This is a genomic window from Natronotalea proteinilytica, from assembly GCF_055379935.1.
Genome location: NZ_AP043947.1, coordinates 3,391,705 through 3,408,071 on the forward strand (window position 1 = coordinate 3,391,705; position 16,367 = coordinate 3,408,071).

Genomic DNA, 16,367 nt, shown 5'->3' on the forward strand with positions numbered 1-16,367 from the left:
AGTGCTAGCATACACGCTAACATACTCGTAGCGCAGCCGCTGCTGACGCTATCCTGATCGGATTCCCCAATCGAACCTGAAGGAGCATCTATGACCCGAATAGCTTTATCCCAAACGTATGCCCTATGGACGGGTTTCTGTGGAGCCCTTGCCCTACTGGCGATGGCCTTGGCTCCATCCCCGGCCACAGCGCAGTCCTTTGACCTGAGCGGGTTTGTAAAGTCGGAGTATCTGTATGACTCGCGTCAGGTTGTAGCAGCCCGTGAAGGAGAGTTCCATCTCTATCCAGCGCCCGAGTCGGAAGAAACCGACGTGAGCAACCTGGGCTCGTTTCAGTTCTTCTCCCGATTCGGGCTTACCATCGGCGATTTGCCCGACGCCCTTGGCGCTGAAGTCAGCGGCTACTTTGAGTCCGACTTTTTCGGCGCCTCCGATGCCAACGTAAGCACGTTCCGCCTACGCCGCGCTTTTGCCAAAATGACGTGGGACGACCGCGAGGTGCTCTTTGGACAGGAATGGTCGCCGCTCTTTACGCTGGCCTCGTTTCCCCAGACGGTGGCTACAACCACCGGGGCACCGTTTCAGCCGTTTGCGCGCCAGCCACAGATTCGTTTTACCTACAAGCCGGGCGACTTCCGCCTGATCGGCGTTACGGCATGGCAACGCGATGCTTTTTCGGATATCTCGCTTCGTGGGGTGTCCGGCGTCAAGCAACAACAGCAGGCAGCCCTTCCGGCCCTGCATGGACACGCCCAGTATCACGGCGAAAATGTGATGGTAGGCGGCGGGGCCTACTTCAAGGCACTGCGCCCCATCCTCACCGAAGATCGGTTTTACACCGGGGCCGGACAGATCTACACCACCATCACGACCGAACCGGCCACCCTTCGTGCCAAGGCCACCTACGGCGCCAGCCTGTCTGATCATCTTATGACAGGTGGATATGTGTACAACGATTTTCGTGGCGAATACTACCCGCTCGACATTCTATCTGCCTGGATGGATGTGAACGGCACCGGCACCGTAGCCCCTGGCCTGTTTGCGGGATACCTTACCAACGAGGGCAGCCGCAATGAAGTCGGATCAGCCTCCAATCTTGAGGTGGCCGCCCGTGGAGCCGACATCGACTACGTGTGGCGCCTGGCCCCACGCCTGGCCCTCAACTACGATGCCCTCCGGTTTGCATTCGAGTTGGAGGTCACCTCTGCCAAGTACACCAGCAATCTCGATGACAACTACAAACCCGATGCCGTCAGTGGCGAAGACCCCGTCACCAACGTACGCGGCAACCTCTCGGTGTTTTTGTTTTTCTAGCGCGCTCAAGCGTCTCTTACCAGGGCACGTATGCCCACTCAACCACCCTGTACACTGACCCGATAGCCCCATGGCAGACTCCCCTTCCATCGATCGCGAAACGTACTGGCGCACGCTCATGCGTCGCACCCTCATTTTGCTCACGGTCTGGTTCATTGCCGGATACGTAATGAGCATATTCTTAGCTGAACCGCTTAACACCATTGACTTTGGCGGCATTCCCTTTGGTTTCTGGATGGCCCAGCAAGGGAGCATCTTCGTCTTCGTTAGCCTGGTGCTCATCTACGCCCTGGCAACCGACCAGCTCGACAAACAAGCGGGCGTGCAAGAAGACGACGACAGCACCACCGCGCCCAGCGCAGCCCACTAACACACCGGCACGCTCCTGCTCTCCCCTGTTGAACAAAACTCTCTTTAACCATGGGTATTCTTGGTTGGACCACCTTCTGGGTCGTTGTGACCTTTTCACTCTACATCGGCATCGCTATCTGGAGCCGCGTCACCAGCACGAAGGGCTTCTACGTAGCGGGCCAGGGCGTGCCTACCGTCGCCAATGGCATGGCTGTAGGCGCCGACTGGATGAGCGCCGCCAGCTTTATCTCAATGGCCGGGCTCGTATCGTTTATGGGATTCGACGGCTCTGTCTATCTGATGGGCTGGACCGGCGGCTACGTGCTGCTGGCGATCCTTCTCGCGCCGTTTCTCCGTAAGTTTGGCGAGTACACCGTGCCCGACTTCGTGGGCAAACGCTACTACTCAAACTACGCCCGTGTCATTGCTGCTATTGCCGCCATCTTTGTCTCGTTCACATATGTGGCTGGCCAGATGCGCGGTGTTGGCGTGGTGTTCAGCCGCTTCCTCGGCGAACTCGTTGAGCCCCTGGCCACTGGCATCGGAGTGGAAGTCATTACCATTGGCGTGGTCATCGGTATGACCATCGTAGCAACGTACGCCGTACTGGGCGGCATGAAGGGCATCACCTACACGCAGGTCGCACAGTACTGCGTGCTGATTGTAGCTTACACCATTCCAGCCGTTGCCATTGGGTTTACCCTGACGGGCAACCCCATTCCGCACGTAGCTATGGGCGAGGTACTGCCGCAACTTGATGGCCTACAGCAAGAGCTCGGGCTCGATATGTACAGCGGGCCCTTCGCCAATTTATCGATGCTCAATGTGTTTGCAATCACCTTCGTGCTAATGGCCGGAACGGCTGGGCTGCCGCATGTTATTGTCCGCTTCTACACCGTTAAAACAGTAAAGAGCGCCCGCTGGTCGGCGCTCTGGGCCATCGTGTTCATCGCTATTCTGTACACCATTGCCCCAGCAGTGGCGATGTTCTCGCGCTACGAGATCCTACAGTCGTTTGCCGATCTGGGCGCTATGGGCATGCTCGAAAGCCCACGTACCAGCTGGATTCAAACCTGGGCGGCCACGGGGCTCATTGAAACGGGGCAGTGGAGCGAAGGCATGTCGGCGAACGCGCTGCTCGACACCATCGACCGCGACATTATTGTACTGGCAACACCAGAAATTGCCAACCTGTCCCCCTGGGTTGTTGGATTAGTGGCGGCTGGTGGACTTGCCGCTGCGCTCTCTACGGCCTCGGGACTCATGCTCGTCATTAGCTCCTCGCTGGCCCACGATGTGTACGGCGAAATCATTAACCCCGAAGCCTCCGAAGAGAAGCGCCTACGTGTAGGACGCTTCATCATCTTCATTGCCATCATCGGGGCCGGGCTTTTGGGCATCTATCCGCTGGGCTTTGTGGCCGAGGTGGTTGCCTTCGCCTTCGGACTCGCCGCTGCCAGCTTCTTTCCGATTCTGGTGCTCGGCATCTTCTGGAAACGATGCAACAAAGAAGGCGCGATCGCCGGGATCCTCACGGGGCTCATCTTCACCTTCAGCATGATTGTGATGATGCGTGCCCATGTGGCCCTGGGCGAATTCGGCATCACAGAGCCAGTCTTCGAAAGCTTCTTCGGCATCGAGGCTCAGGGGATTGGGCTGATTGGTATGATTCTGAACTTTGTAGTCACCTACATCGTGTCGATTAATACCAGCGAGCCGCCCCAAGAGGTGCAAGACCTGGTAGAGCAGATTCGCTACCCCCGCGAACTCTCCGCCGAAGAACTACGCGAAGCCTCAGAGTCCTGATGGAGGCATGCCGGTACCGTGTACTCATGGCAGCGCGGTCGCCCCAGGTGACCGCGCTGCACGTGAATACAGCCATGCCAACCCTTTTTCGCCATCCCCCTTCCACCCACTTTTTGCTTCTTCATGAGTCGTTCTGGCATCGGATGTGGCACCCATCTACTTATTGCATTTGGCCTCTTTGTGGCTGCGCTGGGCGTTATTGCATACCAGAACCAGGAGACCGTGGTGATGATGTGGGACAACGTCACGGCCATGAATGAGGGCATGGACCTGACTGACGAACTGCGGTATCCAGAGGATGTGCTTGACTACATTGCCGCTCATCCCGAGACCGTTTCGCTTGTGGCCTACGATGTGGGCGCCAAAGACCAGGGCATTCACCTTGGAGCCGATACCGACCGCCCCATGATCAACCTGGACACCCTGCCGTTGCTTGTGGCCTACACAACAGCGGTGCACACCGGTACAGTGGATCCGGAGGCGCGCGTTTCGCTGATAGAACTAGGCCAGCACACGCTTCCCGCAGTCAACCAGTCGGCCCACGAACGGATGGTGCAGCAATGGGCCTCCGACGAACAGATCGATGCGGACAGCACCGTTGCGCTATCAGCCGTCGCCGTGGCCGTGGCCCGTCACAACGACGATGCCTCTGCCGACTGGCTACTCGACAAGATGGAGCGCGCTGCCACCGAAGAAGCCACCGAAGTCATAGGCCTTCGTCCCACAGCCCGCCCAATGCCACGCACAGGACGCTACCTCGGCTGGGTCAACACGCACGAGTCGCTCAACCTTGCGGATCCTGAGGTGCGTCTTGCCCCCGATACGATGTATGCCGCCGCCGACCGCTACGTCAGCGATACCACGTATGCCCGCGACGTGCGCGAGACGTTCCAAGCACGCGGCTCCAACCTGACCCTACGCCAGCAACAGCGCATGGCGCAAGCCACCGCCCCCCGCGCCTCTGTTGACGATGCTGCCACCGCCTTGCTACACATGGAAGCCGCCTCCGAAGCCCCGATAGCCGATGCTTACGCCGTACTCGATCGCTCGCGCGGGCTCGATTCGCTTGACACCCATCTGCAGGGGATTGCCTCGAAGGGCGGCGCCATGCCGGGTGTGATCAGCTTTGTGGGGGTGGCCCGCTTCGAAGACGGACGTCCGCCCCGCGTGGTCGCCCTATCGATGGAAGAGGTGCCGCTGGCTGTGTTCTACCACCTCCTGCAGTCGGGCCTCGACCAAGGGCTGGCACTGCAACTGCTGGGTGATGATGCGTTCTTCGAAGAGACCGCCGAACGCTTTCGGGAGACGACCTGAAAGCGCTCCCCATATGCTCGCTGCTGCTCTGTCACAGGTCAATCTTCGGGTAACGCGTGGCCACCTAACGTACCGAGAATAACGCACAATCTTGTCATTGCGAGCGCAGCGACGCAATCTCATGCCCTCAGGCCAGGTGCAGCCGCCCAATCAACGGCATGAGATCGCACCCCTAGGAGCACTCGTTCGCTAGCGCTCACAGCGCCGCGTCAGTCGCAGGGCTCCCTCCTCGCGATGACAATTTTGTCCCCTGACCGCAAGGACAGCGTATATTCAGTGTGGAAGGGCTCGTAACGTCACAGCGTAGCGTGCTGTGACGCCTGCTTCGCGTGTTCTATACCCGCCCGGGATATCCGCTTCGCTTCTGATCCCGGGCTAAGGAAGCCCACAGCCGGGGACCGCTTGCGTTCCCGGGCGATCTGTGGCAAATTGCTAAACACCTACATATCGAAGGCCCATTGGACCTGTAGTAGAGCATCTTCTGTGGTTCACCGTCTCTGTCCGTGACTCGTCGAACCCTCTCAAACGGTTGCCTGCTCATGCAATAGAGACCGGTGCATAGAATCTCACAGCAACCAGGTCTCAACTATGAAATATCGTGTTTGGGCGATTGCCGTTGTGCTTCTATTCATGGGAGCGCCCCAACTTTTGTACGGCCAGGAAGAGCCACCCGCTGTTGTAACAGGAACGGTTCTTACGCCCAGTGGCGATCCCTTGCCGTACGTCAACGTGTACATAGAAGGATCTACCGTTGGGGCGGCATCCAATGAGGAGGGCTCCTTTCACTTCACTACAACACAGACGGGCGAGCAATCTATTCAAGCCACGATGGTGGGGTACGCGACGGCCGAGCGTACCGTCTCCCTTTCCCATGGTGAGACAACGACCATCGAGCTTGTGCTTCATCCCAACGAGGTCGAGTTGGCAGAAGCCGTTGTTACCGGGCGTAGCTTCACAACCGGTGTGGCTGAAAATGCCACCTTGCAACCACTCGACATCGTTACCACGCCCGGTGCGGCAGCCGATATTTTCCGGGCATTCCAGACACTCCCCGGCACAGCACGTGTCGATGACGGCGCGGGCCTTTTTGTTCGCGGCGGCGATGTGAGCGAGACCGCCGTCCTTCTCGACCGAGCAACGGTGCATCATCCCTACCGTTTTGAGTCGCCCACAGGCGGTGCATTCGGTACCATTCCGCCCTTCCTGACTGAAGGCACCGAGTTCTCAACCGGCGGTTTCTCGGCACGGTACGGAAATGCCCTGTCAGCAGTACTGGCCATGGAGACGCCTTCGCGTCCAGAGCGGCATCAGCAGTACGTGAATCTGGGGCTGGCTGCAGCCTCGCTTCGTCTTGACGTGCCACTTATTGATGGCACACTGGGGCTTCGCGCCTCCGGCAACCGGTCGTTTACAGGGCTGCTTTTTCGGGTGAACGGCCATCAGGATGACTTTACGATTACGCCGCAGGGCACCAATGACAACCTAAGTCTTATTTGGGACTACAGTGACGCCGGGCAACTGAAGTTCTTCAACCATATCGACACGCACCGCCTTGGCGTTGAGGTTGACGAGCCGTCGTTTACGGGCACCTATCGCGGACGGGCCACAACCCACTTCCACAACCTACAGTGGACACAGGTCTACGACAGCGGTGTGGTTCAGACCAGCCTTGCGGTTAGTCGCCACAGCGCGCGCCGCTCGCTCGGTTCGATGGATCTACGCCCGACAACCCAGATCGCTGCCTTGCGCTCGGATGTTGAGCACGACCTTTCACAAAATGTCCGGGTGCTTACAGGAGCTATTATAGAGCGTCAAAGCCGGGGGTTCGAAGGAACGGTTCCCCAACACACCCCCGTGCTCGATCCCAATGCAGACGAACAAGTGATCGAGGACACGGAGCATGCAACACGCGGGGGCACTTACGCCGAACTGGAGGTCCGCCCCGTCTCAGACCTCACGCTTACAGCCGGTATTCGCGCCGATGCACAGTCGCCGACTCACCAACTCGTCGCCGATCCCCGCCTCTCGCTGCAATATGCTCTTACCGAAAACACAAGCGCTCGTCTGGCTTGGGGCATCTACCATCAGTTTCCAGATCCAGGCGTTTACGATGCGCTTCCCGATGCGCTTCCCGATGCGCCCGTCCAACGAGCCCAGCAAGCGCGTCATTGGATTGCCGGTCTACATCACGAGCGCGACCTGTGGCAACTTCGCATGGAAGGCTACTGGAAGCCGTACCGCAGCCTAACCGTAACGGACGGCGAGCGGCGCTATGCGAACAACGGGACAGGGTATGCGCGTGGCATCGATCTTTTTGCCAAGTACGGTGGGTTTCTGGAGACGCGCCTCAACGGATGGCTTAGCTATAGCCTGCTTGAATCGAGACGCACACAGGTGCGCCGCAAAGGAACGGATGTCGCGTTCGAAGAGGGGCCTTCTCCGTTCGACATCACACACAATCTGGAGGTCGTTGGCAAAGTGCGCCTTGTCGATCAACTGCGCGCGGGCGTGACGTGGACTCTCGCGTCTGGACGCCCCCACACACCGGTGACCAACGCGGTTCCGCAGCACGACGGGGCCTTCTATTTGCCCGTTGAAGGACCGGTTGGATCCGAGCAGTTATCTCCGTTCCACACCCTTGACCTTTCGGTTAGTTACCATTGGCCATTTGGCGACGAGCGAAACGCCGTCTTTTACGTTTCCATCGACAACGCCCTCGATCGGGCCAATGTAACCGGTGTCAAATATAACCGCGACTACTCCATGCGAACCGAACGCACCACCAATTTTCGGCGGTCGATCTACGTGGGAGTGTCTTTCACGCTGTAGCGATCGTGCGTCTTACCGATGCGACACACGACTCGTCGACCTTCTGCGAACGCATACCCGCTTTCGTCATGATGAGAATCCCCTGTCGAGCACTCAAAACCAGCCGGAAAATTATGATGCGATACGTGTCAACAGGATACCTGCTTATTTCTTTGCTACTGCTTGGCGTGTCTCTACCACTCAGCAACGAGGCCTCGAACGTAAGCCCAGATCACAAGAGTCCGGATGCGAAGGCTACTGCAACGCCAACTGATTCCCTTATTATCGAAGCGCGATCGTTGCTTCAGGAAGGCGTTAACACTGCCGACCGAGGCATGATGGAGCGCGCCCGCGCGCAGTTCGAACGGGCCACGGCGGATGATACCTATGCGGCGCTTGCTCATTACTATGCCGGACTTGCCAATTATAGGCTCGCCTCGATTTTTATGGAGGCCGACGACATCCCTATCAGTACTTATCTGGATGCCGCAGACCATCACTTGGAGACGGCGATCCACCTCGACGCTCAGTTTGCCGATGCCTATGCGCTTCAGTCGAGCGTCTACGGACTTAAGATCAGCCACCGTCCATGGCGTGCTGTTACGCTTGGGCGTGCCTCCGGCACCCTTATGGAGCAGGCGCTCGAATTGGAGCCCAACAACCCCCGCGTCGTGCTCCTCAAGGCCCAGTCTGATTTCCACACGCCCAGTGCGTTCGGCGGCGATAAAGACAACGCGCTAGAAGGGTTCAAGAAAGCCGCCAAGCTGTTTGAAGACAAAGAAAACGGCGATCCGCTCCAGCCTCAGTGGGGACACGAGGAGGCGTATGCCTGGATCGGCATTGCACATGCTGAAGAAGAACGGCATGCTGCCGCCCGAACAGCTTTTAAGCGCGCCCTAGAGATCAACCCGGACTACGGATGGGTCAAGTACGAGTTGCTTCCCGAAATGACCCGTGCTGACGCGGATTCGTAACGCGCTCCCGCTGCGCCTCCATGGACATCCATCCAAACAAAAGAGTACGCACGGATCCCAGAGCCCTGATTTCGCTTCGTAATCCTACCCGCTTACCATGCCTGCAATTGCTGACCAGATTGCACGCTTTTCCGACAACGATGCGTCGTTGCCCCACACTGGCAAAGCGCCTCCACCACGCATCACGTGGCGGGGCGTGCTAATAGCAGGTACCCTTTGGGGCCTTTACGCGCTTTTCTATACAGCTGTAATTTCTGCAGCCGAGCAAACGCCCTTTGCCTCACTCTTAGTGGGTCAGGTTGTAAGCACCGCTATTTTGGCGCTCTACAGCATCCCCATTTGGTGGCTCACCGTGCGTAAGATGGATAGCTGGGCCTGGGGATGGGTGCTGGGGGTGCATCTGGTTCTGGCTCCTGCCTACGCGTGGGGAAGCCTGGAAAGCTATTTTATAATTTCTGATACGGTATTTGAAGTCGGTCTTCGTGAAGAACTTACTGAAGAGTATATATTCATCGCCGTCACGCATCTCACAATTTATGCGGTGCAGTTCGCAATCTATCACTTAGTGCGCACCCGGCAGCGAAAACGGTGGCGCGAATGGCAAGCGATGCAAGGGTGGGCACGCGCTCGAGAACAGGAACTCGCCGCGCTCAAAGCGCAAATCAACCCACACTTTCTGTTCAACACGCTAAACTCGATTAGCTCCACCCTGAAGCAATATCCAGACCGTGCCCGCGAGATGATTGCAGGGCTATCTCAGATGTTGCGCTACGTGCTTGACGCATCCGACCACGATCTGGTGCCGCTTCGCGACGAGATTACGTTTGCACAGACGTACCTTAACCTCGAAAGGCATCGCTTCTCTGATCGGCTCCAAACGCGCTATGATATTGCAATCAACGACGCCGAGTTGAACACGCCCATCCCCCCGATGACGCTGCAGCCGCTCGTCGAAAATGCGATCAAGCATGGCATTGCCCCCCAAGAAGAAGGCGGAACGGTCACGCTTCACGTCACATCCGACAATGGATGGCTCCACGTAACGGTAGATGACACCGGTGCAGGATCCGATACCGACAATCCGGTGGAAACCAGCAAGGGGACCGGCCTACCCAATACAAACGAACGTCTGGTTCATGCCTACGGCCCAGAAGCGGCCTTGCACACAGAACCCCTTCAGAACGGCGGATTTAGCATCAGCTTTTCCGTCCCCAAGTCGGCACCTACTGATTAAAGCAATTGTTGCTATGCACGCTCTCATTGTTGACGACGAGCCGCCCGCTCGTAATATGGTCCGCGAGTACCTGACAGAGGAATATCCCGAGATCGATATTATCGGAGATGCTGGTACCGGCCGCGAGGCTGTGGATCGGATCAATGAAGAGCTTCCCGACCTTGTCTTTCTGGATATCCAGATGCCAGGCCTTGATGGCTTTGACGTGCTGGCTCGCCTGGATGTGCTTCCGTCCCTCATTTTCTCGACGGCCTACGACGAGTATGCCATTCAGGCGTTCGATGCGGGGGCTATAGATTACCTGCTTAAGCCCTACTCACGAGCGCGCTTTCGCAAAGCCGTTGGCCGGGTCCTTCAGCGTGCGCAGCAAGACCAACCAACCGACGACTATGCGGAACAGCTTAACACACTACTCAAGTCAACCAAGGCCAACGACGCCCCCCAACGGCTGTATGTGCGCCATGGCAAAAAAATCATCCCCGTTGACCTTGAAGACGTCATTTACATTGCAGCAGCAGGCGACTATGCTAAGCTACACACTGAAGAAGATACCTATCTCTCAAGCGCAGGCATCGGGGCGCTTGAGAGCCGTCTCGACACAGCGCGCTTTCTGCGTGTGCATCGATCAACCATCGTGGCGCTTCCGGCTATCAAGCATCTGGTAAGCGATGGGTCAGGCGGCTACTGGATTCGACTGTGCAACAACGAGCGTGTGCGCGTGAGTCGGTCGTATGCCGATGAGATTCGGGGCCTTATCGCGTGATAACTGACCTATCAGAAATGTCTTTAGGCGGCGTCATCACTCAACGGGAATCTGCGACCGACGGGCCGTTACATCGGACGCAGAGCGTCCATTCGTCCGTCGCGACGCAGAGGGGCCGAAGGTCATGCCCGTTGTACATCGCGACGAGGACACGCGGGGACTCGCCTCCGGTTGTGTTGTGTATAAGCCGTAGCTCGGAGAAGGATTTAGGGGGAGAGATTCTCTACTCTCAAACGACTCTAACATTGACCTGTGACAAAGCACTACAACCGCTGCGTAATCTGCGGTAAAATCGCGTCTTTCCACGAACGGAATCGGTTTTCTAGAATGGCCTTGCGTGCTTCGCGCATCAGCCAGCAGTAGAACGCCAGGTTCTGCTGCGAGGCAATCTGCAACCCGAGAATCTCATTCGACTTCTGCAGGTGGCGCAAGTACGCCTTCGTAAACGTTTGGGATACATGCGCCTCTAGCCCCGGATCGATGGGCGAGTGGTCGTTGGTCCATTGCGCATTTTTGATGTTGATGCGCCCCTGCGTCGTAAACAGCGTGCCGTTGCGCCCATTGCGCGTGGGCATCACGCAGTCGAACATATCCACGCCGCGTGCAATGTTTTCAAGAAGATTCGCAGGCGTGCCTACCCCCATCAGATAGCGCGGTTTGCTGGTGGGCAAGAGCGGCGTAACCACCTCCACCATGTCGTACATATCTTCGTGCGACTCGCCCACCGAAAGGCCGCCGATGGCATAGCCCGGAAAGTCGAGGTCTACCAGCGCACGGGCCGACTCGCGCCGCACCTCCGGATACGTAACCCCCTGCACAATGCCAAACAGCGCCTGATCGTGTCCGTGGGGCGATGTAGTCTTATCGTAGTGCAGGCGAGCCCGCTCGGCCCAGCGCAGCGTCAGTTCGTTTGACTCGCGTGCATAGGCTTTCGTTACGTCGGCAGCCGGGCACTCGTCGAGCACCATCATGATGTCGGAGCCCAGGGCGCGTTGCGTATCCACGACCGACTCGGGGGTAAACAGATGCGTGGAGCCGTCGATGTGGCTCTGGAACTCGGCTCCTTCCTCTGAGAGGGTACACCGATCGGCCAGGGAAAACACCTGGAATCCGCCTGAATCGGTAAGGATGGGTCCCTTCCATTGGGTAAATTGCTGCAAACCCCCCGCATCGGCAATCACTTCGGTACCTGGGCGCAGGTACAGGTGATAGGTATTGCCCAAAATGATGTCGGCCCGAATATCTTCGCGCAGGGCGGTGGGGGGCACGCCCTTGACGCTACCCAGTGTGCCCACAGGCATGAACGCCGGGGTGCGTACGGATCCATGATCGGTTTGAAGGTCGCCCGCACGGGCGTCGGTGTGAGTGTCGGTGTGGACCAGCTTGAAATCCATAAAACTCAGGGCAGGGATGAAGACAATGAGCGTGCTGCATACGGATGGCCTTGCTAAAGATTCCGCGCGGGCATGGCTAAACAGGCCCTAGCGCTGGGTAGCGGTTCAGCAGGAGAGCGGACTCGACGCAAGCAGAGAGGTCATACCACACTACGAAGCAGACTCCTCGCCTGTTATGCTGTCGCGCATGGAGCCGTACTCGTTGAGCTCCACCGTAAACTCCTCGCGACAGGCCCGGTAGATGGCGACGATGATAGCCGTTGCAGGGACGGCGATGAGCAGGCCAAACACGCCCATGAACGTCCCAAAGGCCAGCAGGGCAAAGACAATGAGCACCGGGTGCAGCCCCATCTGATAGCTCAAGATTTTGGGCGTGAGGAACGACTGCTCTAAGAGCTGCTGCGCCAAGATGACGATGAGCACAATCAGCGCATCCATCCATCCGCCAAACACGAGCGCAATGATGCCACCTAGCACCATGCTTACGATGGCCCCTATCCGCGGTACGAAGTTTAGCACGCCCGCGAGCAGTCCGATAAGGAGCGAAAACGGCACCCCAAAAAGCGCCAGCCCCACCGTAACATTCACCGCTGCGATGAGGCTGATGATGAGTTGCCCACGCAAGTAATTGCCCACAATGCCCCCGGCCTCCACGATGTAGTCGCGGCGTCCGTTCGCGGTGGGAAACAGTTCAATGAGCCCATCGCGAATGGCCGGATAGTCCTTTAGCGTGTAATACAGAATGACCGGCACCAGGGCCAGAATGGTTACCAGGGCAATGACTGACCCGAGCGAGGCCAACACTTCTTCAGCAGCGCTGGGCAGCCGGCGTGCTTGTTGCTGCACAAAATCCGTTAGCTCTCGAATGAGCACCTGACGATCCAGGAGCCCGGCCTCCTCAAGCTCAGCCACAAGCGGTGAGGTGGCCAGCCAGCTGCGCAGCGCCTCCAACGCATTCAACGATTGCCGCGACAGACGATCGATCTCATCCACGATCGTGGGCGCAATAATCAGGATCAGCGCGACAAACACGCCCACAACGACTGTGGTTACGGCCATAGAAGAGACGCTGCGCGGCACGCCATATCGCCGATCAAGCCGTGTAACCACCGGATGTAGCAAATAGGCCAGCAGATACACCGCCACAAACGGAATCAGAATGTTGCTTGCGCGACTCATCGCCCAGAGCACCAACAGCAGTCCGCCGGCAAACAGTAGGGCACGCGCCGTCGACCGATGCCGCACGGGCCAGAGCAGTAATCCCCCGGCTAGCGCCACGAGGGGCGGACTCAGGAACGAGCCCGAGCGCGGAAACTCCATTTCGTAGAGCATCACCAGCAACATCACCAGGCCGCCTACCAACAGCACTGTTTCTTGCGGATGAATCGCTTGCCACCACCTGTCCTCGTCGTTTGAGGTAGCGTCATCGGGAGCAGCACGAGCAGGCGTTGATTCAGCACCCACCGAAGACGATGGCGAAGAGGGAGCATCCGAATCGGAAGGATTGGCAGAGGCCATGGTCGACAGCCATCAAATAAAAACGTACAAAGCGAGCGGCCACAGCGGAGCATCAAGCCGCCGGTGTAGTACATACGATGCGGCACGCATGCAGATGTGCCGCTGCTCTTTTTTCATAGGCCCGCCTTCGTCTTACGCCATGGCCTCCCCCGTGCTCCGTTCGGCAGCTGCGTTGCAGCGTCCGGGTACCGTCTTCCTCGACACGGCCCGCCGTGATAGTGAGAACACCACCACCCGCTACTTTGCGGACCCCGAGCGCGTGCTGTGTGCTGCAACCGGAGCCGAGGTTCTGCCGGCACTGCAAGACAGTCAAGATGCCCTCGATGCAGGATACCACGTTGCAGGGTACGTGACCTATGAAGCGGGATACGCCCTCCACCCCTCGCTTCACACGCTCCTACCCGATCGGGCCGGCCCGCTCCTTTGGCTGGGGGTATACGACGCGCCTCAAACGCTTTCGCCCGAAGAAACCGATGCCCTCTGGGAACAGGTGCCTCCACAGTCCCCAGAATCCGCTACGTTCCAATGGGAAGAACCCGCTTACCGCGAAGCCTTCGAAACCGTCAAGCAGCACATCCGCGAGGGCGATGTGTATCAGATCAACCTTACCGGTCCGGTGGCCCTCACAGGAGCGTCCGATCCGCTCGCCCTCTACGCCCACATGCGTCGGCAGCAGCCCGTACCGTATGGGGCCTACCTGCACACCGGCACGCGTACGATCCTCTCGGCCTCCCCCGAACTATTTATTCGCCGGAGTGGCGACCGGCTGTGGACGCGCCCCATGAAAGGCACTGCGGCGCGTCCGCCCACTCCGCAGGCCGATGAAGCCGCCATGGCACGCCTTCGGGCCGATGCCAAGACACAGGCCGAAAACCTCATGATCGTGGATCTGCTGCGCAACGACTTGTCGGTGTGTTGCACTCCGGGGTCGGTGCGCGTACCCGATCTGTTTACGGTGGAGCGGCATCCCACCGTGTTGCAAATGACCTCGACCGTCGAAGGCACTCTGCAGCCCAACACCACGCTTCCCAAACTCTTCCAGGCGCTCTTTCCATGCGGATCGGTCGTCGGGGCACCGAAGTTGCGTGCCATGCGCATCATCCGTGCGCTCGAACCGGCCCCACGCGGCGTGTACTGCGGCGCCATCGGATATGCGGCCCCCGACGACACAGCCGTCTTCAATGTCGCCATCCGCACCGTAGAGATCGACGACCAAGGGGCTCGGATGGGCACTGGAGGTGGGCTGGTATGGGATTCCAACGCAGAGGCCGAGTATGACGAGTGTGTGCTAAAGTCGCGTTTCTTGGTGGATACCGACGGGCCCCCTCCTCTCGTTCGGCCCACACTCATCGAAACGATGCGGTGGAACGGCACGTCGATTCCACTTCTTGACCGCCACCTGCAGCGGCTCACCACCTCAGCGCAGTACTTCGGCATACCGTTTGACCGAACGGCCATTCGAACGGATATAGAGACAACGTGCAGCGCGTTGCCGCCCACACCGCACATTGTACGGGGCACTCTGGATTTCAAGGGCACGTGGCACACCACCACGCGTCCGCTACAGGACTCCGACGCCCCCTGGCGACTTACTGTCAGTCCGGTGCCTGTGGATCCATCCGATGTACGGCTGCACCACAAAACCACCGCCCGCACGCCCTACGACGAAGCCGCCGCGTTTGCGCAGGCCCACGATTGCGACGAAGCACTGCTGTTATCCACCGAGGGCGTTGTTACTGAGGGGGCACGGAGCAACGTGTTCGTAGAGTGCAACGGCACGCTCTACACGTCGCCCTGCACAGCCGGACTGCTTGGCGGCGTGTACCGTGCGCATGTCATCGACACCCGTCCTGATGTCGAAATCCAGCCGCTCACCCTACACGACCTGCGCACCGCCGATGCCGTCTATTGCTGCAACGCCGTGCGCGGCTGGGTGGAGGCCGTGTATGTAGAGCCGGAGCCGATCGCGGCCTCCTGCAGCGGTTTTCGTTCACCATAACCGCTGCGACCAACCATCCCGAGCCGGTACGTTTTCTTTATGCCTGAACAGACGATGCAGCGATCTGCGAAGGCGGCTCGTCGTACCGTTCGCGGAAGCGATTTGTGAAGTGCGATACACTCTTGAAGCCAACTCCGTATGCGACCTCGCTTACATTGCCTTCGCCGCTCGCAAGCAATCGGTGGGCCTCCTGCAGGCGAACCTCCCAAATCAGATCAGATGGCGAATGCTCGGTTACGTCTTTGATGTCGCGGTATAGCTTTGACCGGCTCATACCAACGGCCTCGGCAAGCGCCTGCACAGTGAACTCCGGATCGCTAAGGCGATCGCGAATGGCCTGGCGGAGATCGGCCAGCAGAGCAGGCGTATCCGTGACAGGGTCAGTCGCGGCTGAAGGCGGCTTGGACTGAAACCGCTCGCGCAGTCGCATCCGCTGTTCGATAAGTGTACGAATGCGCGTGCGGTCAATAGCACAACAGGAATGAAGTCGGTACTCGGCGTTTCACGGATAGCACGCAACATAGCTACCCCGTCCATCACAGGCATCATGACATCCGATACGATGCAGTCCGGTGTGTGGGTACGGGCGTGGGTGAGGCCATCGCCGTATGTACCAGTCCATAGATCGCCGTCAGGGGATTCGTAGATCGCATGTGGACGGGCTGATGGGAAGCCGTTTTCGGGCGTTAAAGACGTAATCGTGCCGTTATGGTAGCGGGCAATTGCTTCTTCGGGAGCGGCCCACACAGTGCTGTTCGGGCCCACGGTAACGGCCCGGATGTAGTCGGCTACCGCAGGATGCGCGTCGGTGAGCGATTCGAACGTGCCGTTGCGGTAACGCACCGGCCCTGCCGATCCACCTTCTGCTTGCTACACGCGACCGCCCGACGAC

12 protein-coding genes and 1 pseudogene are annotated in these 16,367 nt (G+C 58.7%); 9 read left to right on the forward strand and 4 right to left on the reverse strand.

Features of this window, described 5'->3' with window-relative positions; genetic code table 11:
- Window positions 1-90: 90 nt before the first annotated feature.
- The 8 genes from ACZ5AL_RS13505 to ACZ5AL_RS13540 all read left to right on the forward strand — a co-directional run bounded on the left by ACZ5AL_RS13505 (window position 91) and on the right by ACZ5AL_RS13540 (window position 10,564).
- Window positions 91-1,314: a hypothetical protein gene (locus ACZ5AL_RS13505; protein ID WP_464511042.1), complete on the forward strand. Its 1,224-nt coding sequence runs from the start codon at window positions 91-93 to the stop codon at window positions 1,312-1,314.
- Window positions 1,315-1,384: 70 nt separating this feature from the next.
- Window positions 1,385-1,684, forward strand: coding sequence for a DUF4212 domain-containing protein (locus tag ACZ5AL_RS13510; protein WP_464511043.1), 300 nt, complete (start codon window positions 1,385-1,387; stop codon window positions 1,682-1,684).
- Between the two features lie 50 nt (window positions 1,685-1,734).
- Window positions 1,735-3,471 (forward strand): sodium:solute symporter family protein, encoded by a 1,737-nt coding sequence (locus ACZ5AL_RS13515; protein ID WP_464511045.1) that lies wholly within the window; start codon window positions 1,735-1,737, stop codon window positions 3,469-3,471.
- A 123-nt stretch (window positions 3,472-3,594) separates the two neighbouring features.
- A complete protein-coding gene (locus ACZ5AL_RS13520; protein ID WP_464511046.1) occupies window positions 3,595-4,785 on the forward strand; it encodes a hypothetical protein in 1,191 nt (396 codons plus the stop codon).
- Window positions 4,786-5,373: 588 nt separating this feature from the next.
- Window positions 5,374-7,614 (forward strand): TonB-dependent receptor, encoded by a 2,241-nt coding sequence (locus tag ACZ5AL_RS13525; RefSeq protein ID WP_464511047.1) that lies wholly within the window; start codon window positions 5,374-5,376, stop codon window positions 7,612-7,614.
- A 113-nt stretch (window positions 7,615-7,727) separates the two neighbouring features.
- The gene (locus ACZ5AL_RS13530; protein ID WP_464511049.1) at window positions 7,728-8,567 is read left to right on the forward strand and encodes a tetratricopeptide repeat protein; all 840 of its coding nucleotides are present in this window, start codon (window positions 7,728-7,730) and stop codon (window positions 8,565-8,567) included.
- A 97-nt stretch (window positions 8,568-8,664) separates the two neighbouring features.
- Window positions 8,665-9,801 carry a sensor histidine kinase gene (locus tag ACZ5AL_RS13535; RefSeq protein ID WP_464511050.1) on the forward strand — a complete coding sequence of 379 codons (1,137 nt, stop codon included), beginning with the start codon at window positions 8,665-8,667 and terminating at the stop codon, window positions 9,799-9,801.
- Between the two features lie 13 nt (window positions 9,802-9,814).
- Window positions 9,815-10,564 carry a LytR/AlgR family response regulator transcription factor gene (locus tag ACZ5AL_RS13540; protein ID WP_464511051.1) on the forward strand — a complete coding sequence of 250 codons (750 nt, stop codon included), beginning with the start codon at window positions 9,815-9,817 and terminating at the stop codon, window positions 10,562-10,564.
- 263 nt (window positions 10,565-10,827) lie between these two features.
- Here the strand turns inward: ACZ5AL_RS13540 and tgt are convergent, their stop codons facing one another.
- Window positions 10,828-11,958: a tRNA guanosine(34) transglycosylase Tgt gene (gene tgt / locus ACZ5AL_RS13545; protein WP_464511052.1), complete on the reverse strand. Its 1,131-nt coding sequence runs from the start codon at window positions 11,956-11,958 to the stop codon at window positions 10,828-10,830.
- 150 nt (window positions 11,959-12,108) lie between these two features.
- Complete coding sequence (locus ACZ5AL_RS13550; RefSeq protein ID WP_464511054.1) at window positions 12,109-13,476, reverse strand: AI-2E family transporter; 1,368 nt, start codon at window positions 13,474-13,476, stop codon at window positions 12,109-12,111.
- Between the two features lie 139 nt (window positions 13,477-13,615).
- Here ACZ5AL_RS13550 and pabB point away from each other — a divergent pair, with 139 nt between their 5' ends.
- Entirely contained in the window at window positions 13,616-15,475 is a 1,860-nt protein-coding gene (gene pabB / locus ACZ5AL_RS13555) for an aminodeoxychorismate synthase component I (protein WP_464511055.1), read from the forward strand.
- Between the two features lie 37 nt (window positions 15,476-15,512).
- Here pabB and ACZ5AL_RS13560 read toward each other — a convergent pair whose 3' ends face one another.
- Together ACZ5AL_RS13560 and ACZ5AL_RS13565 are read right to left on the reverse strand one after the other, a co-directional pair.
- On the reverse strand, window positions 15,513-15,905 hold the full coding sequence (locus ACZ5AL_RS13560; protein WP_464511056.1) for a helix-turn-helix domain-containing protein: 393 nt from the start codon (window positions 15,903-15,905) through the stop codon (window positions 15,513-15,515).
- A gap of 35 nt (window positions 15,906-15,940) precedes the next feature.
- A pseudogene (locus ACZ5AL_RS13565) lies at window positions 15,941-16,318 on the reverse strand (response regulator); the annotation flags it as partial.
- Between the last annotated feature and the right edge of the window lie 49 nt (window positions 16,319-16,367).